The 25,739-nt window shown below is 59.5% G+C and carries 27 protein-coding genes; 16 read left to right on the top strand and 11 right to left on the bottom strand.

Annotated features, from left to right (window positions below; translation table 11 throughout):
• Positions 1–54 precede the first annotated feature (54 nt).
• From ACMGG9_RS13200 to mdtH, 4 genes are all read right to left on the bottom strand, one after another.
• Positions 55–1,695 (bottom strand): ABC1 kinase family protein, encoded by a 1,641-nt coding sequence (locus ACMGG9_RS13200; protein ID WP_414161474.1) that lies wholly within the window; start codon positions 1,693–1,695, stop codon positions 55–57.
• Positions 1,696–1,729: 34 nt separating this feature from the next.
• Positions 1,730–2,377 carry a glutaredoxin 2 gene (grxB, locus tag ACMGG9_RS13195; RefSeq protein WP_414161473.1) on the bottom strand — a complete coding sequence of 216 codons (648 nt, stop codon included), beginning with the start codon at positions 2,375–2,377 and terminating at the stop codon, positions 1,730–1,732.
• Between the two features lie 127 nt (positions 2,378–2,504).
• On the bottom strand, positions 2,505–2,753 hold the full coding sequence (locus ACMGG9_RS13190) for a hypothetical protein (protein WP_033643371.1): 249 nt from the start codon (positions 2,751–2,753) through the stop codon (positions 2,505–2,507).
• Positions 2,754–2,826: 73 nt separating this feature from the next.
• Positions 2,827–4,032, bottom strand: coding sequence for a multidrug efflux MFS transporter MdtH (gene mdtH, locus ACMGG9_RS13185; protein ID WP_033643370.1), 1,206 nt, complete (start codon positions 4,030–4,032; stop codon positions 2,827–2,829).
• A gap of 346 nt (positions 4,033–4,378) precedes the next feature.
• On the opposite strand from mdtH, the gene rimJ reads away from it, so the two are divergent.
• The 4 genes from rimJ to murJ all read left to right on the top strand — a co-directional run bounded on the left by rimJ (position 4,379) and on the right by murJ (position 8,172).
• Positions 4,379–4,963 (top strand): ribosomal protein S5-alanine N-acetyltransferase, encoded by a 585-nt coding sequence (rimJ, locus tag ACMGG9_RS13180; RefSeq protein ID WP_033644290.1) that lies wholly within the window; start codon positions 4,379–4,381, stop codon positions 4,961–4,963.
• A gap of 9 nt (positions 4,964–4,972) precedes the next feature.
• On the top strand, positions 4,973–5,617 hold the full coding sequence (locus ACMGG9_RS13175) for a YceH family protein (RefSeq protein WP_414161472.1): 645 nt from the start codon (positions 4,973–4,975) through the stop codon (positions 5,615–5,617).
• The gene (locus ACMGG9_RS13170) at positions 5,610–6,530 is read left to right on the top strand and encodes a Gfo/Idh/MocA family protein (protein ID WP_414161471.1); all 921 of its coding nucleotides are present in this window, start codon (positions 5,610–5,612) and stop codon (positions 6,528–6,530) included. Before ACMGG9_RS13175 ends, ACMGG9_RS13170 begins: the two co-directional genes overlap by 8 nt.
• A gap of 106 nt (positions 6,531–6,636) precedes the next feature.
• Positions 6,637–8,172 carry a murein biosynthesis integral membrane protein MurJ gene (gene murJ, locus ACMGG9_RS13165; protein ID WP_033643367.1) on the top strand — a complete coding sequence of 512 codons (1,536 nt, stop codon included), beginning with the start codon at positions 6,637–6,639 and terminating at the stop codon, positions 8,170–8,172.
• 64 nt (positions 8,173–8,236) lie between these two features.
• On the opposite strand, the gene argS is transcribed toward murJ, so the two are convergent.
• Positions 8,237–9,967, bottom strand: a complete 1,731-nt coding sequence (argS, locus tag ACMGG9_RS13160) for an arginine--tRNA ligase (RefSeq protein ID WP_033650942.1) — start codon at positions 9,965–9,967, stop codon at positions 8,237–8,239.
• Between the two features lie 200 nt (positions 9,968–10,167).
• Here argS and ACMGG9_RS13155 point away from each other — a divergent pair, with 200 nt between their 5' ends.
• Positions 10,168–10,326 carry a hypothetical protein gene (locus tag ACMGG9_RS13155; protein WP_154219869.1) on the top strand — a complete coding sequence of 53 codons (159 nt, stop codon included), beginning with the start codon at positions 10,168–10,170 and terminating at the stop codon, positions 10,324–10,326.
• 475 nt (positions 10,327–10,801) lie between these two features.
• Positions 10,802–11,368 (top strand): VOC family protein, encoded by a 567-nt coding sequence (locus tag ACMGG9_RS13150; RefSeq protein WP_033650943.1) that lies wholly within the window; start codon positions 10,802–10,804, stop codon positions 11,366–11,368.
• On the opposite strand, the gene ACMGG9_RS13145 is transcribed toward ACMGG9_RS13150, so the two are convergent.
• Positions 11,365–12,513 (bottom strand): MalY/PatB family protein, encoded by a 1,149-nt coding sequence (locus tag ACMGG9_RS13145; protein ID WP_033650944.1) that lies wholly within the window; start codon positions 12,511–12,513, stop codon positions 11,365–11,367. The genes ACMGG9_RS13150 and ACMGG9_RS13145 overlap by 4 nt on opposite strands.
• A 101-nt stretch (positions 12,514–12,614) precedes the next feature.
• Here ACMGG9_RS13145 and cutC point away from each other — a divergent pair, with 101 nt between their 5' ends.
• The 3 genes from cutC (at position 12,615) to ACMGG9_RS13130 (ending at position 16,054) form a co-directional block, all read left to right on the top strand.
• On the top strand, positions 12,615–13,373 hold the full coding sequence (gene cutC / locus ACMGG9_RS13140; protein ID WP_033643362.1) for a copper homeostasis protein CutC: 759 nt from the start codon (positions 12,615–12,617) through the stop codon (positions 13,371–13,373).
• A gap of 429 nt (positions 13,374–13,802) precedes the next feature.
• Entirely contained in the window at positions 13,803–14,207 is a 405-nt protein-coding gene (locus ACMGG9_RS13135) for a hypothetical protein (protein ID WP_033643360.1), read from the top strand.
• Positions 14,204–16,054 carry an FKBP-type peptidyl-prolyl cis-trans isomerase N-terminal domain-containing protein gene (locus ACMGG9_RS13130; protein ID WP_414161470.1) on the top strand — a complete coding sequence of 617 codons (1,851 nt, stop codon included), beginning with the start codon at positions 14,204–14,206 and terminating at the stop codon, positions 16,052–16,054. Before ACMGG9_RS13135 ends, ACMGG9_RS13130 begins: the two co-directional genes overlap by 4 nt.
• A gap of 36 nt (positions 16,055–16,090) precedes the next feature.
• Here the strand turns inward: ACMGG9_RS13130 and cmoB are convergent, their stop codons facing one another.
• From cmoB to ACMGG9_RS13105, 5 genes are all read right to left on the bottom strand, one after another.
• Positions 16,091–17,062 (bottom strand): tRNA 5-methoxyuridine(34)/uridine 5-oxyacetic acid(34) synthase CmoB, encoded by a 972-nt coding sequence (cmoB, locus tag ACMGG9_RS13125; protein WP_033643358.1) that lies wholly within the window; start codon positions 17,060–17,062, stop codon positions 16,091–16,093.
• Complete coding sequence (gene cmoA / locus ACMGG9_RS13120; RefSeq protein ID WP_033650946.1) at positions 17,059–17,802, bottom strand: carboxy-S-adenosyl-L-methionine synthase CmoA; 744 nt, start codon at positions 17,800–17,802, stop codon at positions 17,059–17,061. The genes cmoB and cmoA overlap by 4 nt, the downstream gene beginning before the upstream one ends.
• A 102-nt stretch (positions 17,803–17,904) precedes the next feature.
• A complete protein-coding gene (locus ACMGG9_RS13115) occupies positions 17,905–18,300 on the bottom strand; it encodes an MAPEG family protein (RefSeq protein WP_004932387.1) in 396 nt (131 codons plus the stop codon).
• A 102-nt stretch (positions 18,301–18,402) separates the two neighbouring features.
• The gene (locus ACMGG9_RS13110; RefSeq protein ID WP_096242837.1) at positions 18,403–19,218 is read right to left on the bottom strand and encodes a DUF72 domain-containing protein; all 816 of its coding nucleotides are present in this window, start codon (positions 19,216–19,218) and stop codon (positions 18,403–18,405) included.
• A 52-nt stretch (positions 19,219–19,270) separates the two neighbouring features.
• On the bottom strand, positions 19,271–19,849 hold the full coding sequence (locus ACMGG9_RS13105; RefSeq protein ID WP_094142736.1) for a hydrolase: 579 nt from the start codon (positions 19,847–19,849) through the stop codon (positions 19,271–19,273).
• A gap of 215 nt (positions 19,850–20,064) precedes the next feature.
• Between ACMGG9_RS13105 and ACMGG9_RS13100 the strand changes: the two genes are divergently transcribed.
• The 7 genes from ACMGG9_RS13100 (at position 20,065) to ruvB (ending at position 25,690) form a co-directional block, all read left to right on the top strand.
• Entirely contained in the window at positions 20,065–20,295 is a 231-nt protein-coding gene (locus tag ACMGG9_RS13100) for an FmdB family zinc ribbon protein (RefSeq protein ID WP_320204121.1), read from the top strand.
• 74 nt (positions 20,296–20,369) lie between these two features.
• Positions 20,370–22,154 (top strand): aspartate--tRNA ligase, encoded by a 1,785-nt coding sequence (gene aspS / locus ACMGG9_RS13095; protein WP_033643354.1) that lies wholly within the window; start codon positions 20,370–20,372, stop codon positions 22,152–22,154.
• Positions 22,154–22,600, top strand: a complete 447-nt coding sequence (nudB, locus tag ACMGG9_RS13090) for a dihydroneopterin triphosphate diphosphatase (RefSeq protein ID WP_004932373.1) — start codon at positions 22,154–22,156, stop codon at positions 22,598–22,600. Before aspS ends, nudB begins: the two co-directional genes overlap by 1 nt.
• Before the next feature lie 19 nt (positions 22,601–22,619).
• Entirely contained in the window at positions 22,620–23,363 is a 744-nt protein-coding gene (locus ACMGG9_RS13085) for a YebC/PmpR family DNA-binding transcriptional regulator (protein ID WP_004932370.1), read from the top strand.
• Between the two features lie 57 nt (positions 23,364–23,420).
• On the top strand, positions 23,421–23,942 hold the full coding sequence (gene ruvC, locus ACMGG9_RS13080; RefSeq protein ID WP_004932367.1) for a crossover junction endodeoxyribonuclease RuvC: 522 nt from the start codon (positions 23,421–23,423) through the stop codon (positions 23,940–23,942).
• Positions 23,943–24,054: 112 nt separating this feature from the next.
• Positions 24,055–24,666, top strand: coding sequence for a Holliday junction branch migration protein RuvA (ruvA, locus tag ACMGG9_RS13075; protein ID WP_033643353.1), 612 nt, complete (start codon positions 24,055–24,057; stop codon positions 24,664–24,666).
• Between the two features lie 19 nt (positions 24,667–24,685).
• A complete protein-coding gene (gene ruvB / locus ACMGG9_RS13070) occupies positions 24,686–25,690 on the top strand; it encodes a Holliday junction branch migration DNA helicase RuvB (RefSeq protein ID WP_033643352.1) in 1,005 nt (334 codons plus the stop codon).
• The last annotated feature ends 49 nt before the right edge of the window (positions 25,691–25,739 follow it).

Raw genomic sequence — 25,739 nt, 5'->3', positions numbered from 1 at the left:
GCGGGAATAGTGCGCGTAAAACAGGGCGAGACCTATCGGATAACGCCGAAAGCGTCAGCGCCGTAATCGCAGCGCCAAGAGGATCACGCCGGCCAGACAGGCTGCGCCTCCCAACAGCGGGAACAGCGGAATGCCCCACAGCCGCAGCGACGAATGCATCAGATAAGGCGCCAGCCCCAGGGCAAAAGCGGCGGTGACGATGGCGATGGCCAGGGTAACGGCGCTGCGCTCCAGCGCTTTGCTCAACTGACCGAGGTTCTTGACGTTAATGTCGGCATTGAGCTGCCCGCGTTTCAGGCGGCGCACCAACAGCCGCAGGGTTTGCGGCAGCTCCTCTCCGGCGTCGAGCGCTTCCCCGCCCAGGGCCAAGAGCCGTTGGCGCACGGCGTCAGGGGTATAACGTTGCAGCACCGTTTGTTGCAGCATCGGTTTGAGCGTGGCGACGATGTCAAAGGCCGGATCCAGCCGGTGCAGCACGCCGTCGGCGGTGATTAAGGCCTTGAACAGCAGCACCAGATCCGGCGGCAGCGCCAGCTGGTGCTCACGCGCCATCACCAACAGGTCAGTGAGGGCTTTGCCGAGCGTTAGGGTGGCGGCGGCCTGCTTGTCGAGAAAGTTTTGCGCCGCCAGCTCCAGGTCCATCAGATCCAGCGGTTCGCTGTCCGACCAGGCGATCAGCGTGTTGACGATGCCTTCGGACTGACGATCGGCGATGGCCTGCAGCAGCAGGAGCAACTGGTTGCGCCGCCGTTCGGACAACTGACCCACCATGCCGAAGTCGATGAAGCCGACGCGATCGCCGCTCAGCGCCATCACGTTGCCGGGGTGTGGATCGGCGTGATACAGCCGGTGCTCCAGCACCATGCTCATAAAGGCGCGAGCGCCGCGCCGCGCCAGCAGCGGGCCGTCAAATCCCGCTTCCGCCAACTGCCGGGGGTTCTCCGGCGCGGTGCCGGGCAAGTATTCCTGCACTAACAGACGCGGAGAAGACCATTGCCAATAGATTTTCGGCACGACCACGTCGGGTTCACGCGCAAACATGCCGGCGACGCGATCGCAGTTATGCCCTTCATGGGTCAAATCCAGTTCATGATTGAGCGCCGTCGCCAGCGCTCTGACCATCTGCCGTGGTCGATAGCGCGCCAGCGCCTGACTCTGCTGCTCCACGGTTTCCGCCAGCGAGGCCAGCAGCCGCAGATCGGCGTGAATGGTTTTTGCCAGGCCGGGGCGCAGCACTTTCACCACTACCTGTTCGCCGCTGTGCAGGCGCGCGCGGTAAATTTGCGCCATCGACGCCGCGGCCAGCGGTGTGCGATCGAATTCGGCAAACAGCTGCTCGGGATCATCCCCGAGATCGGCAACGATCTGCGGCGCCAGCATTTCCCATGGCAACACCGCCGCCTGGCTGTGCAGACGATCCAGTTCGTCGGTCCAGGCCGGATCCAGCAGGTCAGAACGCGTGGCCAGGATCTGGCCGAATTTGACGAAGGTTGGGCCGAGCGCCTCGAGCGCTTCGCGCAGCCGCTGAGGAAGGGGCTGCGCGCTCTGCCGTGCGGGCTCACTGCGGGCGCCACGCAGCAACGCCCCCAGGCCCAGCAGGCGCAGAACGTCTTGCAAACCATAACGAATCAGAACGGAAGTAATTTCCTTCAGCCGCGCCCGATCGCGAGCGGTGGCGAGCACCATTTTCAGCATCAGTACGCCATATCCTTTTTGTGACTGTCGAACGTTATTGTTCCATATCCAGCAGCAACGGCACTTCGCTGCGCTGCGCCATGCGGTTGCGGTAGGCTTCCACGTTGTCCGGCAGGGCAACCCCGGCGACGATCGACAATGAGCGCAGCAGCGGGAACAGATGAATATCGTCCTCAGAAAGCTCGCCGTTCACGGCGTCGGTGGAGACGATCAGCGGTGACAGCGTTTGCAGGTCGGCCTCCAGTTCGGCGATCAGATCGGCGCTGTTGGCGAGATGCTCGGCGAAATCACCGATTGACGCCTGCTTTTTATCGATAAAGTAACGGCGGGCGCTGTCGGTGGCAAATTCTTCGAAATCGGCATGCGCAATACGCGGCAACAGCAATTTTGCCGCATAACTGTCGACCCGGCGCAACCACTCGGCGATGGCAGGGTTGGTGCGGCCGGTCAGCACCGGTTTGCCGTCCAAGCCATCGACATAGCGCACGATATCCAGGCTTTCCGGCATCGCTTCGCCGTCGTCTTTGATCAGGATCGGCACCATTTTTTTGCCAATCAGATTGAACGGGGTCGTCTCATCGTCGTTGAGCAACGTGACCAGGCGAATCGGCAGATGTTTCAGGCCGAAAATCATGCGGGCTTTAACGCAGAATGGGCAATGATCGTAAATGAACAGTTTCATGCTTGCTCCGGGTTGTCAGGTTTTAACAGCAATAGTTACCACAGCTTATCGAGGCTGTCTTGAAACGCGTGTGTTGGATGGTGCGTTATTGCGATATTGCCCGCGCAACAGGCGCGGGCGAGGGGTGCTATTTCTTGACCGGTACCGAGTTGAGCACATCGATCAGGTGAATGCGGGCTTGTTCCAAATCGATCTGATCGCGTTCGTTGGCGGCGGTGACGACCTGCAGCTGTTTGATAATATCGTTTTTCAGGCCGGCGTCGCTGGCGAGGATATGCGCCAGCGCCTTTTCCACCAGGGTGGAGCGCGCATAAATCATGCGCAAGTTCAGTATCATATGTTCGAGTAGTTGCGGTAATTTGGCTTCTTCGCTCATGCCGACGGGCTCCTGTGGGTGTTTTTACTAACAGGATAGCAGCTGTTGCCGATTCGGCCGGATTTCTATGGCGTTAGCCGCCGCGCAGTATCACCGACGCGTTGCGCCGCGGGCTGAATTGCCAGTACAGCGCCAGCAGCGTGGCGAAGCCGACGGCGCCGAGCAGCAGCCAGGGCAGCTCCGGCATGTTCATCATCCGCCCGGTATCGTACATCCAACCGCCGCCGGTATATCCCAACGCACCGCCCAACGCCAGCCCGAGGCGGCTGAAGCCCATGTAGCTGCCGCGCGCCCGCGGATCGGCCAGTGACGCGCTGAGCGTTTCGCGCGCCGGCTCGGCGATGATCGAACCCAGATAGAAACAGCAGATCAGCGTGAACACGCCTTGCAGGCTGCTGGCAAGGCCGATCGGCAGCAGGCTGAGCGTCATCAGCAGCAGGCCCGCCATCAGGCGTTGTTCAAGCCGAAAATGTTTTTCACCCCAACGCGCCAGCGGATAGAGCAGCGACAGCGACAGCGCCGCTTCGATCGCGTACATCCATTTCACCGCCGCCGGTGAGCCGGCAATTTCATTGACCACGATCGGCAGCATCAGCATCACCTGTACCGCCAGCATATAGTAGCCGGTCAGCGTCAGGACATAGGTGAGGAAGCGGCGATCGCGCACGACCCGCAACATGCCTTCTTTCATCGGCACGCGCACGGTGGAGATGCGATAAGCCGGCAGTAACCAGGCGTTCCAGCCGGCGGCCAGCACGAAGATCGCCGCCCCGACCCAGCAGACAAAGTGGAAATCGTATTGCAGCAGCCAACTGCCGATCAGCGCGCCGACTACCGCGCCGGCGCTGTCCTGCATCATCAACAGCGAGAAAAAGCGGCCGCGTTCGTGCGGACGGGTCAGTTTGATCACCAAAGCGGTGCGCGGCGGATCGAACAGCGTGCCGCCGAGGGCGGACAGCGCGCAGGAGAACCACAGGATCCACGGCGCATCGGCCATCGCCATGGTGGCGAAACCGGCGGCGCGCAGCAGCATGCCGGTGACGATCATCGGCTTGGCGCCAAAGCGGTCGGCGACCGCGCCGCCAAAGATGCCGAGCCCTTGTTGCAGCAACTGACGCAAACCCAGCGCGATGCCGACGATCAGCGCCGCCCATCCCAGCTGATCGACGAAGCGGATCGAAATAAGCGGGAACACGACAAAGAAGCCTAAAACCACCAGCAGGTTGTCGAGCAACAGAAAATATTTACCCAAGCTGCGCGCTTGCGACACCAGAGACATGCATCACCATGAGCAATTAAGAGAGAGGGGGAAGGCAACCCCACCATTCTCTACCCAATTGGCGGACGGCGACAGGGGCGGAGTAGATAATATTTTTTTATCGTCAAGGTGTTACCTGAACTGCAAAATTGGCGGAAAAACGCCGTAAAACGCGTATTCGGCGATTTACTGAGCGGCCGGTATTTTACCTCGGGGGCGGCCTACGGTTATATTGAATGCAAGGGAGCGCGGTTCTGAGGCGCTATTGGCAACATAAAGTCATGGCCTCAGATCGGCGTCGGATAATTATCCACGACGCTTCCTAATAAATACTTCTTATCGAACCGTTTTGACCGCGGGGGAAATGATGTTCGGCTACCGCTCTGCATCGCCAAAAGTACGTCTTACTACCGACCGGATGGTGGTCCGTTTAGTGCATGAACGGGACGCCTATCGTCTGGCGGACTATTATGCCGAGAACCGGACCTTTCTCAAACCCTGGGAGCCGGTGCGCGATGAAAGCCATTGTTATCCGTCCGGCTGGCAGGCGCGCCTGGGGATGATCGCTGAAATGCAAAAGCAGGGCAGCGCCTACTATTTTATCCTGCTCGATCCGGAAGAGCAGGAAGTCCGCGGCGTGGCGAACTTCAGCAACGTGTTGCGCGGTTCGTTTCACGCCTGTTTCCTCGGTTATTCGCTGGGGGAGAAATGGCAGGGGCAGGGGTTGATGTTCGAAGCCTTGCAGTCCGCCATCCGCTATATGCTGCGCCAACAGCGCATGCACCGCATCATGGCCAACTATATGCCGCATAACCAGCGCAGCGGCGCATTGCTGACGCGCCTGGGATTCGAACGCGAAGGTTACGCCAAAGATTACCTGCTGATCGACGGCAAGTGGCAAGACCACGTTTTGACGGCATACACCAATAAAGAGTGGCTACCCCCACGTTGAGGCCAAACGATGAAATATGAATTGAACGCCAAAGAGGCCCGGGTCATCGGCTGCCTGTTGGAAAAACAGGTGACGACGCCGGACCAATACCCGCTTTCGCTTAACGCCATTACCCTGGCCTGTAACCAAAAGACCAACCGCGAGCCGGTGATGGATCTGAGTGAAAGCGAGGTGCAGCAACTCCTCGATCTGTTGCTGCGCAAACATTTCCTGCGCACCCTCAGCGGGTTCGGCAATCGGGTCGTGAAATACGAGCAGCGGTTTTGCAATTCCGAGTTTGGCCAGCTGAAGCTCTCTCCCGCCGAACTGGCGGTGATCGCCACCTTACTGCTGCGCGGCGCGCAAACGCCGGGCGAGCTGCGCACGCGCACCAACCGAATGCACGAGTTCAGCGATGTCAACGAGGTCGAACAGGTGCTGCAGCAGTTGACCACGCGCGAAGACGGCCCGTTCGTGGTGCGCCTGGCGCGCGAGCCAGGCAAGCGCGAAAGCCGCTTCATGCATCTGTTCAGCGGGCCAATCGATGAGGCGCCGCCGGCGCTCGAGTCGGAGATCGACGGTGAATTGAGCGCCAGGGTCAGCGCGTTGGAAAACGACGTGGCGGAGCTGAAACGGCAGGTGCAGCAACTGTTGGCGAGGGAAACGCATGACTAAATTGCGCGTGGGCGTGGTGGGGCTGGGCAGCATCGCGCAGAAGGCCTACCTGCCGATCCTCAGTCAGGCGGCGGACTGGACGCTGGTGGGCGGCTTCTCGCCTAATCAACAGAAAGCGCAGCCGCTGTGCGACAGCTACCGCATGGCCTGTTTCCCTCGGCTGGACAGCTTGGCCGAACAGTGCGATGCGGTCTTTGTCCACAGCAGCACCGCCAGCCATTTTTCGGTCATTGGCGAGCTGCTTAACCGTGGCGTACATGTTTACGTCGATAAACCGTTGGCGGAAACGCTGGAGCAGGGCGAGCAGTTGCTTGAGCTGGCCGAGCGGCGGGACAAAACGCTGATGGTGGGGTTCAACCGCCGTTTCGCGCCGCTTTACCGCCAACTCAAGCAGCAAATGAATCAGCCCGCCTCCATTCGCATGGATAAACATCGGGCGGACAGCGTCGGCCCTCACGATCTGCGCTTTACCCTGCTGGATGACTATCTGCACGTGGTGGACACCGCCCTGTGGCTGGCGGGCGGAGGCGAGCAACTGCTGAGTGGCAGCGTGCGCGCCAACGCTGCAGGCGAAATGCTGTACGCCGAGCACCACTTCGCCTGTGGCGATACGCAGGTGACGACCAGTATGCATCGCCGCGGCGGCAGCCAGCGCGAAAGCGTGCAGGCGGTGACCGACGGCGCGCGGTATCAGTTGACCGATATGCGCCACTGGCTGCGCGAAGATGCGCAGGGCGAGTTGGAACAGCCGGTGCCGGGTTGGCAAAGCACGCTGGTGCAACGCGGTTTCGACGGGGCGGTGCGGCATTTCCTCTGCGCCGTCGCCAATCAGAGCGCGCCGGAAACCGGCGGCGAGCAGGCGCTGGTTGCGCAGCGGGTGGTCGAGCGTTTGTTACGCGATAACTCTATGTAACATATGGCGGTAGCTATTCTTTTCCGGATGCGTAAACTGAGCCGATTGTTTCACTGACGCCTGCTGTTGCAGGCGTTGATATTTACGGTACCTATCAGACAACCACATGAACCTACTCAAATCCTTGGCTGCCGTCAGCTCGATGACGATGTTTTCGCGGGTGTTGGGCTTTGCCCGCGATGCGATCGTCGCGCGCGTGTTCGGGGCCGGCATGGCAACGGACGCCTTCTTCGTGGCGTTCAAACTTCCTAACCTGCTGCGTCGTATCTTTGCCGAAGGCGCATTTTCGCAGGCTTTCGTGCCGATCCTGGCGGAATATAAGAGCCAGCAGGGCGAGGAAGCGACGCGCACCTTTATCGCCTATGTCTCCGGGCTGTTGACGTTGGTGCTGGCGGTGGTGACGGTGCTGGGGATGCTGGCCGCACCCTGGGTGATCTATATCACTGCGCCGGGCTTTACCGATACGCCCGACAAGTTTGCGCTGACGTCGGCGCTGCTGCGCATTACCTTCCCCTATATTCTATTGATTTCGCTGGCCTCGCTGGTGGGGGCGATCCTCAATACCTGGAACCGTTTCTCGATCCCGGCCTTTGCGCCAACGCTGCTTAACGTCAGCATGATCGGCTTCGCGCTGTTCGCCGCGCCGTATTTCCACCCGCCGGTGCTGGCGCTGGCGTGGGCGGTGGTGGTCGGCGGCGTGCTGCAATTGGGCTATCAGCTGCCGCACCTGCGCAAGATCGGCATGCTGGTGCTGCCGCGCATCAAATTGGGCGACGCCGGGGTCTGGCGGGTGATGCGCCAGATGGGGCCGGCGATCCTTGGGGTGTCGGTCAGCCAAATATCGCTGATCATCAACACGATCTTCGCATCGTTCCTGGTGTCCGGCTCGGTGTCCTGGATGTACTATGCCGACCGCCTGATGGAGTTTCCTTCCGGCGTGCTGGGCGTGGCATTGGGCACCATCCTGCTGCCGTCGCTGGCCAAAAGCTTCTCGAGCGGCAACCACGACGAGTATTCGCGCCTGATGGATTGGGGGCTGCGCCTGTGCTTCCTGCTGGCGCTGCCGAGCGCCATCGCGCTGGGTATTTTGGCCAAACCGTTGACCGTCTCGCTGTTCCAGTACGGCAAGTTCAGCGCCTTTGACGCGGCGATGACGCAACGCGCGCTGGTGGCTTACTCGGTGGGGCTGATGGGGCTGATCGTGGTTAAGGTGCTGGCGCCGGGCTTTTATTCGCGTCAGGACATCAAAACGCCGGTCAAGATCGCCATCATTACGCTGATCATGACGCAGGTGATGAACCTGGCGTTTATCGGTCCGCTGAAGCATGCCGGCCTGGCGCTGTCGATCGGTTTGGCGGCCTGCCTGAACGCCGCGCTGCTGTATTGGCAGCTGCGCAAGCAGAAAATCTTCCAGCCACAGCCGGGTTGGGCGCTGTTCCTCACTAAGCTGGTGATTGCCGTGCTGGTGATGTCGGCCGTGCTGATTGGCTTGATGTGGCTGATGCCGGCCTGGGATCAGGGCAACATGCTGGAGCGTTTGCTGCGCTTGGCGGCGGTGGTGGTGGCCGGTGTGGTAGCCTACTTCGGCGTGCTGGCCGGGTTGGGTTTCCGCCCGCGTGATTTCGCGCGCCGGGTCGTCTGAGCCGAGTGAAAGCGTAAAAAAAAGGTCGCCACGGCGACCTTTTTGCTTTTCTGCGCGGCGCGGTTTACATGCGCTCGACGGTTTCGATGCCCAGCGTATCCAGGCCGGTTTTCAGCGTTTTGGCGGTCAGCAGCGCCAGCTTCAGGCGGCTCTGACGGGCTTCTTCGCTGTCGGCGTTGAGGATCTGGCAGTGCTCGTAGAAGCCGGAGAACAAGCCGGCCAGATCGTACAGGTAGCTGCACATGACGTGCGGCGTGCCTTCACGCGCGACGGCGGTGAGCACCTCTTCGAACTGCAGCAGGCGAGTGGCCAGCGCAATTTCACGCTCTTCGGTCAGGGTCAGCGGCAGCGTCAGGCTGCTTTCGTCGATCCCGGCGCGTTTGAATACCGATGCCACACGGGTATAGGCGTATTGCATGTAAGGCGCGGTATTGCCTTCGAAGGCCAGCATGTTATCCCAGTCGAAAACATAGTCGGTGGTGCGGCTTTTCGACAGATCGGCGTATTTCACCGCGCCGATACCGACCACGCGAGCGATGGTCTTCATTTCGTCTTCCGGCATGTCCGGGTTTTTGCCGGCGATCAGCTGTTCGGCGCGTTCGATGGCTTCATCCAGCAGATCGGAGAGCTTCACGGTGCCGCCTGAGCGGGTTTTGAACGGCTTGCCGTCTTTGCCCAGCATCATGCCGAACATGTGATGTTCCAGCGAGACGGACTCCGGCACATAACCGGCTTTGCGCACGATGGTCCAGGCCTGCATCAGGTGCTGATGCTGGCGGGAATCGATGTAATACAGCACGCGATTGGCGCCCAGGGTCTCGTAGCGATACTTGGCGCAGGCGATATCGGTGGTGGTGTAGAGGTAGCCGCCATCCTTCTTCTGGATGATGACGCCCATCGGGTCGCCGTCCTTGTTCTGGTATTCGTCGAGGAACACCACGGTGGCGCCTTCGCTTTCCACCGCCAGCCCTTTGGCTTTCAGATCGGCGACGATGCCCGGCAGCATCGCGTTATACAGGCTTTCGCCCATCACGTCGTCTTCGGTCAGCGTGACGTTCAGGCGGTTATAGGTCAGCTGGTTTTGCGCCATGGTGATGTCGACCAGCTTGCGCCACATTTTCAGGCAGTATTGATCGCCGCCCTGCAGCTTCACGACGTAAGCGCGTGCGCGCTCGGCGAACTCGGCGTCTTCATCGTAATGCTTCTTGGCTTCGCGGTAGAACTGCTCGAGATCGGACAAGCCCATATCGCTGGCGTTTTCATTCTGCATTTTTTCCAGGTAGGCAATCAGCATGCCGAACTGGGTGCCCCAGTCGCCGACGTGGTTGGCGCGGATCACTTTATGGCCCAGAAACTCCTGAGTACGCGCTGCGGCGTCGCCGATGATGGTGGAGCGCAGGTGGCCGACGTGCATTTCTTTCGCCACGTTCGGCGCGGAATAGTCGATAACGATGGTTTGCGGTTCGACCGGCGCAATGCCCAATTTCGGTGCGTTCAGCACCTGGTCGGCCTGGCGGGCGACCCAGTCGCTGTTCAGGAAGATATTGATAAAGCCGGGGCCGGCGATTTCCACTTTACTGGCGACGTCGCCGAGATCCAGCAGTTGCACCACTTTTTCCGCCAGCTGACGGGGCGGCATGCCCAGCTTTTTGGCGACTGACATCACGCCGTTGGCCTGGTAATCACCAAACTGCGCCTTGGCGGATGGGCGGACCTGCGCTTCGCAATCGGCTGGCGCGCCAGCGGCGATCAGCGCCTGGCTGACTTTATCTGAAAGAAGAACCTGAATATTCACCGGGTTACCTTAATGACGAACGAGGGGCCGAAACCAGCCCCCGAGGGATTCAACGGTGGTGGCCAACGGCGCGCGGGCGGCGGCGACCTCCACAAAACAGCCTGCAATTGTAACCGATCTGAGGGAGCCCGTCAGCAGTTGGCGCGACCGCAGCGATGAAACAGTTGCGGAGGCGCGCGTTATTGCCGTGGGGATAAAAGATGGACAACCGAGAGAAGATATACGGTGGAAAAAATGAGGGGCTAGCGTTTTTTATTGCGGCGACCGGAATCCAGCGTATTGGTGCTGCGAGATTTAAAATGACGGTAGATGGCGTATACGGCGATAATTATCAACACCAAGGATATCGTCAGCAATAACATAATGATCATCTCTAATTTAAATTTCCCCCAAAGTAGCCGAGTTGAGTGGGTGAATCAATTGCTCGGCATTAAATTAAGATAATCCTTAGTTTTTCATCATTTTTTGCGAGGCATTCTCTTTGTTTACAATTGGTTAAACTTCATGTTTTGTGTGACTTATATAAGTGGGTGAGGTTTGATTAAGCGAAAAAAATCAATCGATTTAGCCCGCAGGTGGCGGAGGGTTTTGTGCAAAATAACTTAAATCTTACTGTCATAAGGAAATGATATAATGGCCTACGAAAAATCCTATTTTTTATTTAATCGCCGAATTAATAAGCTGCCATCTCAATAAGCGCTGGGTTTTTCGTCCCCCATCCAGAACCGAAAATTATGCTGTACTGCCGCTGAAAAATCTCGCCACTCTGGCGAGCGCCGTCGCCACCGTGTAAATTACGGCCTTTAACTTTGCGCTCGTTGTTTTGAGGTTTCTATGACCAATCCCTTGCAGGCCATTGCCGAGCTTGACGATCTGAGGCTCGACCTGCCGCGTTTCGAGCAGGCGTTGCAACAATTCGCCGCCAGATTGCAGCTTGACCTGTCCTCGTTTACCGCCGATCACATTTCCTTGCGCTGTCACCAGAACGCTACCGCCGAACGCTGGCGCCAGGGATTGATGCAGTGCGGGACACTGTTGTCCGAATCGATGATCAACGGGCGGCCTATCTGTCTGTTTGATTTACAGCAGCCGCTGGCCGTGGGGCCGTGGCGGATAGATTGCGTCGAGCTGCCGTATCCCGGGGAGAAACGGTATCCGCATGAAGGGTGGGAACATGTCGAGCTAGTGCTGAGCGGCGATCCGCAGACGTTGTACGCCCGCGCGCTGAGCCATCTCGCTGATGAAGCGTTGCTGGCGCCGGGGATAAAACTGAAGCAAAGCTCGCCAAAAGGCGAGGGCGAGCGGTTGCCGAACCCGACGCTGGCCATCACCGATGGAACGGTCACGATCAAGTTTCATCCTTACTCCATTCGGGACATTGTCGCCAGCGAGCAAGGCTAGTCGAACACTGTGGCGCAGGCCCGCGCCATGCGATCGAGCGCTTCATCGAGCAGAGCCCGCCGGCAACCGAAGTTCAGTCGTACAAAGCGCCGATCGCCGAAATCCAAACCTGCGCTTAATCCAACGCCCGCACGCTCGAAGAACTGATGCGGATTGTCCACCGGCAACGCGCCGCAGTCGATCCAGGCCAAATAGGTGGCTTCAATCGGCAACAACTTCAATCCCGGCATGGCGTTGATGCGTTCTGTCACCCGATCGCGATTGGCGCGCAGATAAATCAACTGCTCGTCCAGCCAGGGTTGCCCGTATTGATAGGCCGCCTGGGCGGCGACCAGCGCCAGCAGATTGACCTCCGGCACGATGCCGCTGCGCGCACGTTTCAGCTTTTGTCGCAGCGCCTCATTAGGGACGATCGCCATCGAGGCGCCCAGCCCGGCGAGATTAAACGCCTTTGACGGCGACATCAGCGTTACGCTGCGCTGGGCCGCGTCTTCGCTCAGGGTGGCGAAAGGAATATGCCGTGCGCCGGGTTCAAGCAGCAATTCGCAGTGGATTTCATCCGAACAGACGATTAAATCGTGCTCGCGGGCGAACTGATGGTGCTGCGACAGCTCTTCTCGACGATAAACGGTGCCTCCGGGATTTTGCGGGTTGCACAGCAGCAGGAGCTTCTCATTGCCGCTGAGCTGCCCATGCAGCGCGGAAAAATCCAGTACCCAACGTTGGCCTGTTGCCGCCAGCGGTACCGAGAGGTGCTTGCGCCCGGCGAATTTGGCCGCTTTGCGAAATGGCGGATAAATGGGGCTGGGCGCGAGCGTGCTCTGATGGTCTTCGGTGAAGGCGCGCACGCACAGGTTCAAGCCGCACACCAGGCCGGGCAGGAAAAGGATCCATTCAGGCTTGATGTGCCAGCGGTAGCGCTCTACCATGCGGCGGGTAAAAACCTCAAGAAGATCGGGGGATGGGTGCGTGTAGCCGAACACGCCGTGCGCCACGCGCCGCTGCAAGGCGTCGATGACCGCCGGCGGGGAGGCGAAGTCGCTGTCGGCGACCCACAGCGGAATGATGTCGCTGTCGCGATATTTATCCCACTTAACGCTGTCACTGTGACTGCGGTCTACCCATTGATCAAAATTGAATGCCATAGTTACAACCCTGAGCCGGTTTATGCCTAAGCATGAGCCTACGTGAGAAATGAAGAAATGAACAATTGCCGCCGTATGTTGGCCGTTATCTGGGGGTGACAATGATAAAACTGGAAGTTTGTTGCTTTAGCGTCGACTGCGCGCTAACGGCCGAACGGGCGGGCGCCGATCGTATCGAGTTATGCGCCAGCCAGAGCGAGGGCGGATTGACGCCGAGTTATGGCACGCTGCGTTTGGCGCGGGAACGGGTTTCGATTCCGGTTCATCCGATCGTACGCCCTCGCGGTGGCGATTTCTGTTATGGCGCGGTGGATTTCGAGGTGATCAAGCAGGATATCCGCCAGATCCGCGAGTTGGGATTCCCCGGCGTGGTCGTCGGCATGCTGGACGAAGAAGGGCATATCGATCTGCCGCGGATGCGCGAGGTAATGACGTTGTGCGAGGGGATGGCCGTCACGTTCCATCGCGCATTCGACATGTGTCAAAACCCGATGGTGGCGCTGGAGCAACTAACCGACCTGGGCGTGGCGCGCATTCTGACTTCCGGTCAACAGCAGAGCGCCGAACTGGGCCTGCCGCTGTTGCGTGATTTGCGTCAGGCCAGCCAGGGCCCGGTGATCATGGCGGGCGCCGGCGTGCGTCTGAGCAATTTGCACAAGTTTGTCGATATCGGCCTGCATGAATTGCACAGCTCTTCCGGCCATCTGGTGCCATCGACCATGCGTTATCGCAAGGCGGGGGTCACCATGTGTTCCGATAACGAGTTTGACGAATTTAGCCATTATTGCGTGGATGGCGAAATGGTGGAGGCGATGAAAAACGCGCTGGCCTTGGTTGACCCCTTGGCGCAAAGCGCATAAACACGCAGCTAACCGCGTTTGATAACCGGTTTCCGGGCCGTAAGACCCCTTTGCGTGTCACTGGCCTTCGGTGATCACGCAAGTACCAGGCCCCGGCGTTTTGCCGGGGCTTTTTTTATGTCTTGTTAAGACACTGCGCCCATTCCTGCGCTGTTGCTCGCTCGGTCAGGCGCCATCTCTTCTCTTGCGCTCGTCATGCCCTGCTGATAAGTTTGTGAGTTAAAATCCTTTAAATATCATAATATTAAATGATTTTTTGGTATGTATTTGCGTGGTGAATGATTTGCGCTCTGCCGCTCATTATCGCGTCTGCATTTTATACCTGTTCACCGCCGGTTTTTATGGCCGGAACACACAGCACCAATGAGGAGAGCCGTCGACGCAGCCACAGAGCACGTCGACGGCGGACTTTACAAGGAGATAACGATAATGACCCGAACGGCACACTGTTTGACCGCTGCGCTTTTGCTGACCTTGGCCCTGACCGGCTGCCAGACCACCAAGCGGCCTGTTTCAACCTTAAGTAAGCCCCCCAGCGCAGAAGAAATTGCGGAGCAAGACAAACGGCAACGTGAGGCCGAACGCATGCAGCAGTGCCAGCGCGAGCTGGATGCCATGCGCGGCATGGATAACGAAAAATACCAAAAATTCAAACGCGAATTCGATGCTTTGATGGGCGGCGCCGCGCAGTATGCCGGGGTGCGTCAGCGGGTCAACACGGGGACGCAGGAAACCGTTGACGCCCTGTATCGTTATCGCACCAGCCGTCTGTGCGCAGACATCAGTTCTGCCATGATGACCGGTCTGGCTGAGCGTGGAGAGCGCACCCAATGACCCCGCGTGCGAGAAAGGCGTTACTGAGCCTGATGATACCGTTGGCGTTTGCGCCGGCGGTGGCCGCTGCGGATGACGATGTGCCGGCGTTATTGCAGTTTGCCGAGCGCTACCAGCGGCAGGATGCACCGGCCGCGGAGGCTGATGCCGCCGTCACGCAACCCCAGGCCCCCCAGAAGTCGGCATCCCGCCAGGTTAAAACGCGTGAGGCGACGGCGCAGAAGCAGCAGCTGGCGCAGTGGCAAAAGGCGCTGCGCGAGAAAGATGCCCGACTGGAGCAACAGCAGGCTTCCATTCAATCACTGCAGCAGGAGCTGACCGCGTTGCGCGTCGCGTCTTCCCTGGCGGCTGCCGATAAACCGGCTCCGGCGCCCGATCTGAGCGCGTTGAGCGACTTTGCCAGCGGCGTGCGACAGGCGCTGAACCTGACGCCGCAGGAGCGTAAGGCTCAGGCGCAAATCGCCGAGGCGCAAGCGGCGTTAGCGCGGCAAAAGCAGCAAACCGAGGAGCGGGATCGACGCATCGCATCGCTGGAGCAACGGTTGGCGGCGTTGCCAAAACAGTCTGATAACGCGCAGCAACAGGTTTGGCAGGAGAAACTGGCGGCGGCGCAAGCTGCCAATGATAAAGCGCGCCAGCGTTATGAACAGGACCAAAAAGCGGCCGCCGCTGAACTGGAACAGCAGAAGGCCGAAGCCGCCAAAGCGCTCGGCGTACTGCAACAACAACTGACGCAGTTGCAAAAAGAGCAGGAAAGCCAACGCCAGCAGGGTGGGCAGCAAGAGAAAAACCTGAAGATGGCGCTCGAGCAGCAAAAGGCCGAGGCCGCCAAAACGACGGGGGAACTTCAGCAGCAGCTGGCAGCGCTGCAAAAAGAGCGTGATGACCAACGCCAGCAGGCCGAGCAGCAAGAGAAAAACCTGAAGATGGCGCTGGAGCAGCAAAAGACCGAGGCCGCCAAGGCGACGGGTGAACTTCAGCAGCAGCTGGCGCAGCTGCAGGAAAAAAACAAGACGCAAACCGAACAAGCTAAAGCGTTGGAACAACGTTTGGCGGTGGTAACGGCGGAAAGCGCGCAGGCTGCGCAGCAACGGGATAAAGCGGCGCAACAGGCGGATAAAGCGGCGACGGCGCTGGCGGCCGCGCATCAGGCGCAGCAAGCCTTGCGTGAGGAGCTGGACGGGCTGAGATCGCGGGCCAAATGGCTGCCGGATAGGCAAGCGCTGAAGAAAAAGCCGGAGCAACAGAGCTACGCCGCCGGTGTCGCTTTGGGGCGCGATATTCAAACGATGCTGGCGGAACGTAAAAATTGGGGTATCACGCCCGACAAAACCATGCTGCTGGCGGGCGTGATCGATACCTTCAACGGCCATTACCAGTTGAGCGATGCGCAGTTGACCAGCGCACTGGCGGAGTCGGAAAAAGCGGTGAACGACGCCAGAAACCAGGCGGCGAAGAAGCAGGCCAGCAAAGGTGAGGCGTTCGTCGCCGAGTTCCAAAAGAAGAAGGGCACGCAGAAGTCGCCTTCCGGTTTCTGGTATCGCATCGATTATGCGGGTGATGAGGCCATTACGGAAAACGCGCGGGTGGATATTGTGGTGAAAGAAAGTTTAACCGACGGTCGCGTGATTCAGGATATGGATCGCAGTGGGAAGGTGATGTCCCAGCCGCTCTCCGCCTATCCGCCGTTGTTCCGCGAGGCTATCGGCCATCTGAAAAATCACGGCTCGCTGACGATGGTGGTGCCGCCGGCGTTGGCGTACGGTGAAACTGGCTATGCGCCGCAGATCCCGCCAAACGCGACGATGGTTTATGAACTGCGGATTGTCGATGTCAGTAACGGGTGAAGGCGGGCCGGCGCAGGCCGGCCCGATTAGCGTGCGCTAGGGCTTTTTGGCGGTCAGCACGGCGCGCAGCGGCGCCGGATAGCCTTCGACCGTTTTGCTGCGATCGTTGGGATCGAGGAATTCGGCCAACGATTCGCTGGTCATCCAGTCAGTGCGTCGCTGCTCTTCGAGGCTGGTGACGCACATATCGGCGATCTTCACGTCGACAAAACCGCACTTCTCCAGCCAGCATTTCAGCGCTTCGGCGGAAGGGATGAAATACACGTTGCGCATCTGCGCATAACGATCGCCCGGCACCAGCACCTGGTGACGGTCGCCTTCCACCACCAGCGTTTCCAGCACCAGCTCACCTTCAGCCACCAGCTGATTTTTCAACTGATAGAGATGATCGAGCGGCGAGCGGCGATGATACAGCACCCCCATCGAGAACACGGTGTCGAACGCCGCCAGATCCGGCAACTGCTCGATGCCGAGCGGCAGCAGATGGGCGCGCTGATCGCCGCCCAACAGTTTGCGCACGGCTTCAAACTGGCACAGGAACAGCTGCATCGGATCGATACCCACGGCGAAGTGTGCGCCGGCGCCAATCATGCGCCACAGGTGATAGCCGCTGCCACAGCCGACGTCGAGAATGGTGCGGCCGGCCAGCGGAGAAATGTGCGGCAGTACGCGATCCCATTTCCAATCGGAATGCCATTCGGTATCGATATCGATGCCATACAGCGAGAAGGGCCCTTTGCGCCACGGCATCAGGGTGCGCAGCATTTTCTCGATGCCTTCAAGCTGGCCCGGCGACAGCCCCGGCTCCATCTCGGCGCGCACGCCGTGCAGCAGATCGAGACGGGTGGGAGTCAGCGTCGGCAAATGCTCGACCGAGTTGAACCACTGCTTGAATTTGCCGTGCAGCGATTCGCGCTGCCAGGCGCTCAGCTGAGCGGGCAGCGTATCCAGCCAGTGGCTGAGGGGGCTTTTGGCAATGCGCTGATAGAAGTCGCCAAACTCGATCATTGCGCATCCCCCGCTTTCAGAGCGATCAATGAACCGAAGTTGAAGCACTGGAACCACACTTCGGCATGCTCGAATCCGGCCTGTTGCAGACGCGCCTTGTGCGCTTCCACCGAGTCGGTGAGCATCACGTTTTCCAGCATGCTGCGTTTTTGGCTGATCTCCAGCTCGCTGTACCCGTTGGCGCGCTTGAAATCGTGGTGCATGTTGAACAGCAGCTCGCCGACTTCGGCGTCTTCAAAGCTGAACTTTTCCGACAGCACCAGTGCGCCGCCCGGGCGCAGGCCACGATAAATTTTTTCCAGCAGGCGCAGGCGATCGGCAGGTTCGAGGAACTGCAGCGTAAAGTTCAGCACCACCATCGAGGCGTCTTCGATGTCGATGTCGCGAATATCGGCTTCGATGACGTCGACCGGCGTGTCGGCGCGGAAGGCGTCGATATGGCGGCGGCAACGTTCCACCATCGCCGGCGAATTGTCGACGGCGACGATAGTGCAGCCGGGCACCCTGATATTCCGCCGCATCGACAGCGTCGCCGCGCCCAGCGAGCAGCCCAGGTCATACACCCGGCTGTCGGGTTGCACAAAACGTTCGGCCAGCATGCCGATCATCGAGATGATGTTGGAATAGCCGGGAACGGAGCGTTGGATCATGTCGGGAAACACTTCGGCGACGCGTTCGTCGAAGGTCCAGTCGCCCAGTTTGGCGATGGGGGCTGAGAAAAGAGTATCGCGGTTTGGCATAGCGGCAAATCAGTTCAGAATTCGAAGCTGCGTAGTCTAACAGAAAAGCGTAAAAAAGCGGAGCGGAAGCAGGCGGCGCGGCCGCCTGATGATAAAACGGGATCAATGCAGGCTGAAAATCAGATCCCAGGGCAGATAGAAGATATTTGCCAGAACCATCAACAACAAAGAGATGTAGGTCGCGGCCATGCCCGAACGACGCCAGCGAACCTCGCGGTTGCGCAAACCGTAGTAATGCACCAGTCGCCCGGCCATCAGCATCAGGCCGCAAAGGTGGATCATCCAGATTTCCGCGCCGTTCATTTCCATAATCACCAGCAATACAGCAGCGATAGGAATGTATTCAACGGCGTTGCCATGCACGCGGATGGCGGTCTGCAATTCGTAAAAACCGCCGTCGCCGTAGGCTACGCGGTACTGCATCCTTAATCTGACAACGTCATAAGAGAGTTTGATCAACAACAATGCGCCGAGCACCACATAAAGCGCGCTTACCATTTTTAACTCCGTTCCCTAACCAAAACTGGCAGCCAGCATCATAGCCGTCATTGTATTCACTGTCGCGGGGAAATATTTGATGTTATTGGTCAGATTAATAGGTCAAAACAGTGCATCTTGCTCTGGCCAGTCCGGCGGCGCAGGCAAATCGGGGATCGCCCGGCGAAGCTGCTGCCAAATTTTTTGCGCTTGCTGGGGTGAATCGCCGTTGTCCGGTGTATGAATAAACAGATACGGTTGATGCTGTTGCTGCCACAGCGGCAGTTTTTGCTGCCAGGCTTCGAACCAGCGCAGGTTGTCGGCCAATTGGTCGCCGCCGATAAAACGCACCAGCGGTTGGTCGGCGGTGACTAACGCGTGCACCGGCAGCTTCGGTTTTTTCTGCTGGGCATCGCGCACGGCGGCGGTATTAGGGGCGGCGTGATGCACCGGGCGGCTGTCGAGGATCACCCGATTGATGCCGCGCTGATGCAGCCCCTGATTCAACGCGCGCTCTTCCTCGCCTTTGGCGAAAAATGCCGGATGACGCACTTCGACGCCGTAAGTGAACTCCTGCGGCAGGCTTTCGAAGAACTGCCACATGCGTGGCAGCTCATCGGGGCCGAAGGCTGCGGGCAACTGCAGCCACAATTGCCCGATGCGTTGATGCACCGGGCTCAGGCAGTGGTAAAACGCCTGCAGCTCGGCGGCGCAGTTGCGCAGGGCGGCCTTATGGCTGATGTCCGACGGGAATTTGAAGCAAAAGCGAAAATCGTCGCCGGTCATGTCGCGCCAGCGTTGCACGATTTCCAGCTTCGGCAGCGCATAGAAGGTGGTGTTGCCCTCCACGCAGTTGAAGTAGCGGCTGTAATCCGCCAAGTCGCGCAGCCCGATACGGTTCCAGGCTGCATGTTGCCACTGTGGCAGTCCGATGTAGATCACGGCTTGTCTTCCTTTACTTGTGCTTGGCTTATCAGGCTACAACTTAACGTTACCGGTCGAGCGCGGCAAGAATTTCGCCGGTGTCGCGCACCCGCGCCAAACGCGGGAAGATGTGTTCGAACGCGAAACGGTGCATTTCCGCGTTCTGCGCGCTGCAGACGTCTTCGGCGATCACCAGCTCATAGCCGTGTTCCCAGGCGGCGCGGGCGGTGGATTCCACGCCGATATTGGTGGATATGCCGCCCAAGACTACGGATTTGATGCCGCGACGGCGCAGCTGCAAGTCCAGATCGGTGCCGTAGAAGGCGCCCCATTGGCGCTTGGTGATCAGAATATCGCTGTCGCAGACCGCCAGCGGCGTGGGGAACTCCCACCAGGTGGCCGGCAAACCGCCGGCGGGCGCGGGAGCCGGTTTATCCACCGGTTGTTTCAGCGCCTCGGCGAAGGAGTCTGACCAACCGACGCGCACCAACAGCACCGGCGCGCCCAGCATGCGAAAACGCGCGGCCAGCAGGGCGGCGTTCGCCACCACCTGGTCGGCGCCGTGCGGGCCGCCGGCGTAGGGCAGAATGCCGTTTTGCAAATCGATCAGCACCAGAGCGGTGGTTTGGGCGTCAAGTTTCAGCATGGATTTCATCTCGTTGCGAAGTGGATAAAAACTGTTCGGCGCGTCGGGCGAGCTGCGTTCGGCGCAAAACCGGGGGAGAATCAGGCTACGTGAAAAAACTGTCGCAGGTTAATGGGAAATTTGTTAACCGATGTGTTGATTCGAACAAAAACGCGCCATTTAGTGCAGTAACAATGCTGTGTTCGCACTTATCGGGCGGATGAATTTCCTTTATAATGACTCCCTTTTTTCAACACTCTTTAATCCAACGACCTATGCCGATTTATGAATATGCATGTGGTGCTTGCAACCATCGGTTAGAGAAATTGCAAAAATTTTCCGATGCGCCGCTGGCAGACTGCCCGGCGTGTGGGCAGCCCGCGTTGACCAAGTTGATTTCATCTTCCGGTTTCCAGCTTAAGGGCACCGGCTGGTATGCGACGGATTTTAAACCGGGTAACAAGTAGAATTTATCAGATAACAGCCGCGCGACAGGGGCGCACTAGCCCGGCGCGGCATCGGCTGTGTAAAAGGATAGCGTATGCGTACTGAATATTGCGGGCAGTTGAATCTGTCCCACGTGGGCCAGGAAGTCACTCTGTGTGGTTGGGTCAATCGTCGTCGCGATCTCGGCGGCCTGATCTTTATTGATATGCGCGACCGCGAAGGCATCGTGCAGGTGTTCTTCGATCCGGACGAGAAAGTGGCGTTCGACAAGGCCTACGACCTGCGCAATGAGTTCTGCATCCAGATCGTCGGCACCGTGCGTGCGCGTCCGGACAGCCAGATCAATAAAGATATGGCCACCGGCGAAGTGGAAGTGTTTGCCCACGCGCTCGAGATCATCAACCGCTCCGAGCCGCTGCCGCTGGACTCCAACCAGGTCAACAGCGAAGAAGCTCGCCTGAAATACCGCTACCTGGATCTGCGCCGCCCGGAAATGGCCGAGCGTCTGAAGACCCGCGCCAAAATCACCAGCTTCGTGCGCCGTTTTATGGACAGCCACGGCTTCCTCGACATCGAAACGCCGATGCTGACCAAAGCGACGCCGGAAGGCGCCCGCGATTACCTGGTGCCGAGCCGCGTACACAAGGGCAAATTCTACGCGCTGCCACAGTCTCCGCAGCTGTTTAAACAGCTGCTGATGATGTCCGGCTTCGATCGTTACTATCAGATCGTCAAATGCTTCCGTGACGAAGACCTGCGTGCGGACCGTCAGCCTGAATTTACCCAGATCGACGTCGAAACCTCCTTCATGACCGCCGACCAGGTGCGTGAAGTGATGGAGAAACTGGCGCGTGAACTGTGGCTGGACGTGAAGGGTGTGGATCTGGGCGATTTCCCGGTCATGACCTTCGCCGAAGCGATGCGTCGCTTTGGTTCCGATAAGCCGGACCTGCGTAACCCGCTGGAGCTGGTGGACGTGGCTGACCTGGTCAAGGACGTCGAGTTCAAAGTGTTCTCCGGCCCGGCCAACGACGCCAAAGGCCGCGTGGCGGCGATCCGCGTACCGGGCGGCGCACAGCTGACCCGCAAGCAGATCGACGAGTACGGCGCTTTCGTCAACATCTACGGCGCGAAAGGCCTGGCCTGGCTGAAGGTCAACGACCGCGCCGCCGGCATGGAAGGCGTGCAGAGCCCGATCGCCAAATTCCTCAGCGCGGAAGTGCTGGAAGCTGTCCTGGCGCGTACCGACGCGCAGACCGGTGACATCCTGTTCTTCGGCGCAGACAGCTTCAAGATTGTCACCGATGCGATGGGCGCGCTGCGCCTGAAGCTGGGGCGCGATCTGGGGCTGACCCAACTCGACAGCTGGGCGCCGCTGTGGGTGGTCGACTTCCCGATGTTCGAAGAAGACGAAGAGGGCGGCCTGGCGGCGATGCACCACCCGTTCACCTCGCCGCGAGACATGAGCCCGGAAGAGCTGGCCGCAGCGCCGGTCAACGCTATCGCCAACGCTTATGACATGGTCATCAACGGTTACGAAGTGGGCGGCGGTTCGGTGCGTATTCACCGCAGCGAAATGCAGCAAACGGTATTCAGCATTCTGGGCATCGACGAACACGAACAGCGCGAGAAGTTCGGCTTCCTGCTGGACGCGCTGAAGTACGGCACGCCGCCGCACGCCGGCCTGGCCTTCGGCCTGGACCGTCTGGTGATGCTGCTGACCGGCACCGACAATATCCGCGACGTGATCGCCTTCCCGAAAACCACTGCGGCGGCCTGTCTGATGACCGACGCCCCGAGCTTCGCCAACCCGGCGTCGCTGCAGGAGCTGGCGATCAGCGTGGTAAAGAAAGCCGGTGCGGAACAAGAGAGCGAGTGATGAGTTATAAGCGCCCTGAATCTATCCTGGTAGTGATTTACGCGAAATCCAGTGGTCGGGTGCTGATGTTACAGCGGCGCGACGATACCGAGTTCTGGCAGTCGGTCACCGGCAGTCTGGAGCAGGATGAGTCGCCGCCGCATGCCGCGCGGCGTGAAGTCATGGAAGAAGTCGGCATCGATATCGAAGCAGAGCACCTGCCGTTGTTCGATTGCCAACGCTGCGTGGAGTTTGAACTCTTTGTCCATTTGCGACATCGCTATGCGCCGGGAACCACGCGCAATAAAGAGCACTGGTTCTGTCTGGCGTTGCCCGAGGAGCGCGATCCGGTGATTACCGAGCATCACGCTTACCAATGGCTTGAGGCGGCCGAGGCCGTGAAGTTGACCAAGTCGTGGAGCAATCAGCAGGCGATTGAAGAGTTCGTGATCAATTCAGTCCAGTAGTTTTTTTCGGAGATTTTTTATGGCAGGTCATAGTAAGTGGGCCAACACAAAGCACCGTAAAGCGGCGCAGGACGCCAAGCGCGGTAAAATTTTCACCAAGATTATTCGTGAGCTGGTCACTGCCGCGAAGCTGGGCGGCGGCGATCCGGATTCCAACCCGCGTCTGCGCGCGGCGATGGACAAGGCGCTGTCGAACAACATGACGCGCGACACCATGAACCGGGCGATCGCGCGTGGCGTGGGCGGCGATGATGATACCAACATGGAAACCATCATCTACGAAGGCTACGGCCCTGGCGGCACCGCCGTCATGATCGAATGCCTGAGCGACAACCGTAACCGCACCGTGGCGGAAGTGCGTCACGCCTTCACCAAATGCGGCGGCAACCTGGGTACCGACGGTTCCGTCGCCTACCTGTTCACCAAGAAGGGCGTAATCACTTACGCACCGGGCCTGGATGAAGACAGCGTGATGGAAGCGGCGCTGGAAGCCGGTGCGGAAGACATCGTGACCTATGACGATGGCGCCATCGACGTGTTCACCGCCTGGGAAAGCCTGGGCGCGGTGAAAGACGCGCTGACCGCGGCGGGCTTCGAAGCCGAAGCGGCGGAAGTGTCGATGATCCCATCGACCAAGGCCGACATGGACGCGGAAACGGCGCCTAAGCTGCTGCGCCTGATCGATATGCTGGAAGACTGCGACGACGTGCAGGAAGTTTACCATAACGGTGAGATCTCCGACGAAGTGGCGGCGACGCTGTAATCCGGTAAAACGGGCGCCGCCATCAGGCGGCGCCGTGCATGCAAGGTGGATGTAGATATGGCGATCATACTCGGTATCGATCCCGGCTCACGCGTCACCGGCTATGGCCTTATCCGCCAGCAGGGCCGCCAGTTGAGCTATATCGCCAGCGGCTGCATCCGCACGGTGGTGGACGACATGCCGACGCGGCTGAAGCTGATTTACGCCGGCGTCAGCGAGATCATCACCCAGTTTCAGCCAGACTTCTTCGCCATCGAACAGGTGTTTATGGCCAAGAACCCGGATTCGGCGCTCAAGCTCGGCCAGGCGCGCGGCGTCGCGATCGTCGCGGCGGTGAATCAGAATCTGGAAGTGTTCGAGTATGCGGCGCGGCAGGTCAAACAAACCGTGGTCGGCACCGGCGCAGCCGAAAAGGCGCAGGTGCAGCACATGGTGCGCTCGCTGCTCAAACTCTCGGCCAACCCGCAGGCGGACGCCGCCGACGCCCTGGCCATCGCCATCACCCACTGCCACCTCAGCCAGAACGTGCTGCGGATGAGCGAAGGGCGGCTTAACCTGGCGCGCGGGCGTTTGCGCTGACGCGAAGCGATGATTGCTCAGGCTGGATATTCATCCAGCCTTTTTTATGTTATAAGCTTTACCAGCAACGGCATGGCAGGGCGCCATGCCCGGTCATTCTGCAGGAGGGTAAATGATAGGTCGTCTCAGAGGAAATATTCTGGAAAAGCAGCCGCCGCTGGTGTTATTGGAGGCGAACGGCGTGGGCTATGAAGTGCACATGCCGATGACCTGCTTTTACGAGCTGCCGGAACTGGGGCAAGAGGCCATCGTGTTTACCCACTTCGTGGTGCGCGAAGACGCGCAGCTGCTGTATGGTTTCAACGATAAGCAAGAGCGCGCGCTGTTCCGCGAGCTGATCAAGGTCAACGGCGTCGGGCCGAAACTGGCGCTCGCGATCCTGTCGGGCATGTCCGCGCAGCAGTTCGTCAGCGCGGTGGAGCGTGAAGAGATCACCGCGCTGGTCAAGCTGCCGGGCGTGGGCAAGAAAACCGCCGAACGCCTGGTGGTAGAGATGAAAGACCGCTTCAAAGGGCTCAACGGCGATCTGTTCAACAGCAGCGAGATCAGCTTGCCGTCCGCCGCTGAGAAAGCGCCTGAGGCGGATGCGGAGGCCGAAGCGGTCTCGGCATTGGTGGCGCTGGGCTATAAGCCGCAGGAAGCCAGCCGCATGGTCAGCAAAATTGCCAAACCGGGTGCCGACTGCGAGACCCTGATCCGCGACGCGTTGCGCGCTGCTTTGTAAGGCCGCTAAGAGGTAGATAATGATTGAAGCCGATCGCCTGATCTCCGCCGAACCGCTCAACGAGGAAGAAGTCCTCGATCGCGCCATTCGTCCCAAGCTGCTGACCGAATATGTGGGCCAGCCGCACGTGCGCGAGCAGATGGAGATTTTCATCCAGGCGGCCAAGCAGCGCGGCGACGCGCTCGACCACCTGCTGATCTTCGGTCCGCCGGGGCTGGGGAAAACCACCCTGGCCAACATCGTGGCCAACGAAATGGGCGTGAATTTGCGTACCACCTCCGGCCCGGTGCTGGAGAAGGCGGGCGATCTGGCGGCGATGCTGACCAACCTTGAACCGCATGACGTGTTGTTCATCGATGAGATTCACCGCCTGTCACCGGTGGTGGAAGAGGTGCTGTATCCGGCGATGGAAGACTATCAGCTGGATATCATGATCGGCGAAGGGCCGGCGGCGCGTTCGATTAAGCTCGATCTGCCGCCGTTTACCTTGGTGGGTGCAACCACCCGCGCCGGTTCGCTGACCTCACCGCTGCGCGATCGCTTCGGCATTGTCCAGCGGCTGGAGTTTTATCAGGTGGCGGATCTGCAGCACATCGTCTCGCGCAGCGCCGGCTGCCTGGGGCTGGAGCTGTCCGACGAGGGCGCCCATGAGGTAGCCCGCCGCGCGCGCGGCACGCCGCGTATCGCCAACCGTCTGTTGCGCCGGGTGCGCGACTTCGCCGAAGTGCGCGCCAACGGCGTGATCAGCGGCGCGGTGGCGGCGCAGGCGCTCGATATGCTTAACGTCGATGCCGAAGGCTTCGACTATATGGATCGCAAACTGCTGTTGGCGATTATCGACAAGTTTACCGGCGGCCCGGTCGGGTTGGATAACCTGGCGGCGGCGATCGGCGAGGAGCGCGAGACCATCGAAGACGTGATCGAACCGTTCCTGATCCAGCAGGGCTTTATCCAGCGCACGCCGCGCGGCCGTCTGGCGACGCAGCACGCCTACCGGCATTTCGGCCTCGAACGCGAAGCGTAAGTTTTTAATCCGCCAATAAGAAAGGGCCGCAGATGCGGCCCTTGTCATA

This window comes from Serratia sp. BNK-10, assembly GCF_047456065.1.
Classification (GTDB): Bacteria; Pseudomonadota; Gammaproteobacteria; order Enterobacterales; family Enterobacteriaceae; genus Serratia; species Serratia ureilytica.
Note: the sequence above shows the minus strand (reverse complement) of the source record. Positions and strands in the feature narration are given on the sequence as shown.

Bases quoted from the DNA above. Each gene is read 5' to 3' on its own strand.
- ruvB (WP_033643352.1), top strand. From the start codon at position 24,686: ATGATTGAAGCCGATCGCCTGATCTCCGCCGAACCGCTCAACGAGGAA.
- cmoB (WP_033643358.1), bottom strand. From the start codon at position 17,062: ATGATCGAGTTTGGCGACTTCTATCAGCGCATTGCCAAAAGCCCCCTC.
- ACMGG9_RS13105 (WP_094142736.1), bottom strand. From the start codon at position 19,849: ATGCTGAAACTTGACGCCCAAACCACCGCTCTGGTGCTGATCGATTTG.
- ACMGG9_RS13135 (WP_033643360.1), top strand. From the start codon at position 13,803: ATGACCCGAACGGCACACTGTTTGACCGCTGCGCTTTTGCTGACCTTG.
- ACMGG9_RS13155 (WP_154219869.1), top strand. From the start codon at position 10,168: ATGGACAACCGAGAGAAGATATACGGTGGAAAAAATGAGGGGCTAGCG.
- cmoA (WP_033650946.1), bottom strand. From the start codon at position 17,802: ATGCCAAACCGCGATACTCTTTTCTCAGCCCCCATCGCCAAACTGGGC.
- ACMGG9_RS13150 (WP_033650943.1), top strand. From the start codon at position 10,802: ATGACCAATCCCTTGCAGGCCATTGCCGAGCTTGACGATCTGAGGCTC.
- ruvC (WP_004932367.1), top strand. From the start codon at position 23,421: ATGGCGATCATACTCGGTATCGATCCCGGCTCACGCGTCACCGGCTAT.
- ACMGG9_RS13085 (WP_004932370.1), top strand. From the start codon at position 22,620: ATGGCAGGTCATAGTAAGTGGGCCAACACAAAGCACCGTAAAGCGGCG.
- ACMGG9_RS13115 (WP_004932387.1), bottom strand. From the start codon at position 18,300: ATGGTAAGCGCGCTTTATGTGGTGCTCGGCGCATTGTTGTTGATCAAA.
- ACMGG9_RS13190 (WP_033643371.1), bottom strand. From the start codon at position 2,753: ATGAGCGAAGAAGCCAAATTACCGCAACTACTCGAACATATGATACTG.
- rimJ (WP_033644290.1), top strand. From the start codon at position 4,379: ATGTTCGGCTACCGCTCTGCATCGCCAAAAGTACGTCTTACTACCGAC.
- murJ (WP_033643367.1), top strand. From the start codon at position 6,637: ATGAACCTACTCAAATCCTTGGCTGCCGTCAGCTCGATGACGATGTTT.
- grxB (WP_414161473.1), bottom strand. From the start codon at position 2,377: ATGAAACTGTTCATTTACGATCATTGCCCATTCTGCGTTAAAGCCCGC.
- mdtH (WP_033643370.1), bottom strand. From the start codon at position 4,032: ATGTCTCTGGTGTCGCAAGCGCGCAGCTTGGGTAAATATTTTCTGTTG.
- ACMGG9_RS13130 (WP_414161470.1), top strand. From the start codon at position 14,204: ATGACCCCGCGTGCGAGAAAGGCGTTACTGAGCCTGATGATACCGTTG.
- ruvA (WP_033643353.1), top strand. From the start codon at position 24,055: ATGATAGGTCGTCTCAGAGGAAATATTCTGGAAAAGCAGCCGCCGCTG.
- ACMGG9_RS13170 (WP_414161471.1), top strand. From the start codon at position 5,610: ATGACTAAATTGCGCGTGGGCGTGGTGGGGCTGGGCAGCATCGCGCAG.
- ACMGG9_RS13145 (WP_033650944.1), bottom strand. From the start codon at position 12,513: ATGGCATTCAATTTTGATCAATGGGTAGACCGCAGTCACAGTGACAGC.
- ACMGG9_RS13175 (WP_414161472.1), top strand. From the start codon at position 4,973: ATGAAATATGAATTGAACGCCAAAGAGGCCCGGGTCATCGGCTGCCTG.
- ACMGG9_RS13100 (WP_320204121.1), top strand. From the start codon at position 20,065: ATGACTCCCTTTTTTCAACACTCTTTAATCCAACGACCTATGCCGATT.
- cutC (WP_033643362.1), top strand. From the start codon at position 12,615: ATGATAAAACTGGAAGTTTGTTGCTTTAGCGTCGACTGCGCGCTAACG.
- aspS (WP_033643354.1), top strand. From the start codon at position 20,370: ATGCGTACTGAATATTGCGGGCAGTTGAATCTGTCCCACGTGGGCCAG.
- nudB (WP_004932373.1), top strand. From the start codon at position 22,154: ATGAGTTATAAGCGCCCTGAATCTATCCTGGTAGTGATTTACGCGAAA.
- ACMGG9_RS13200 (WP_414161474.1), bottom strand. From the start codon at position 1,695: ATGCTGAAAATGGTGCTCGCCACCGCTCGCGATCGGGCGCGGCTGAAG.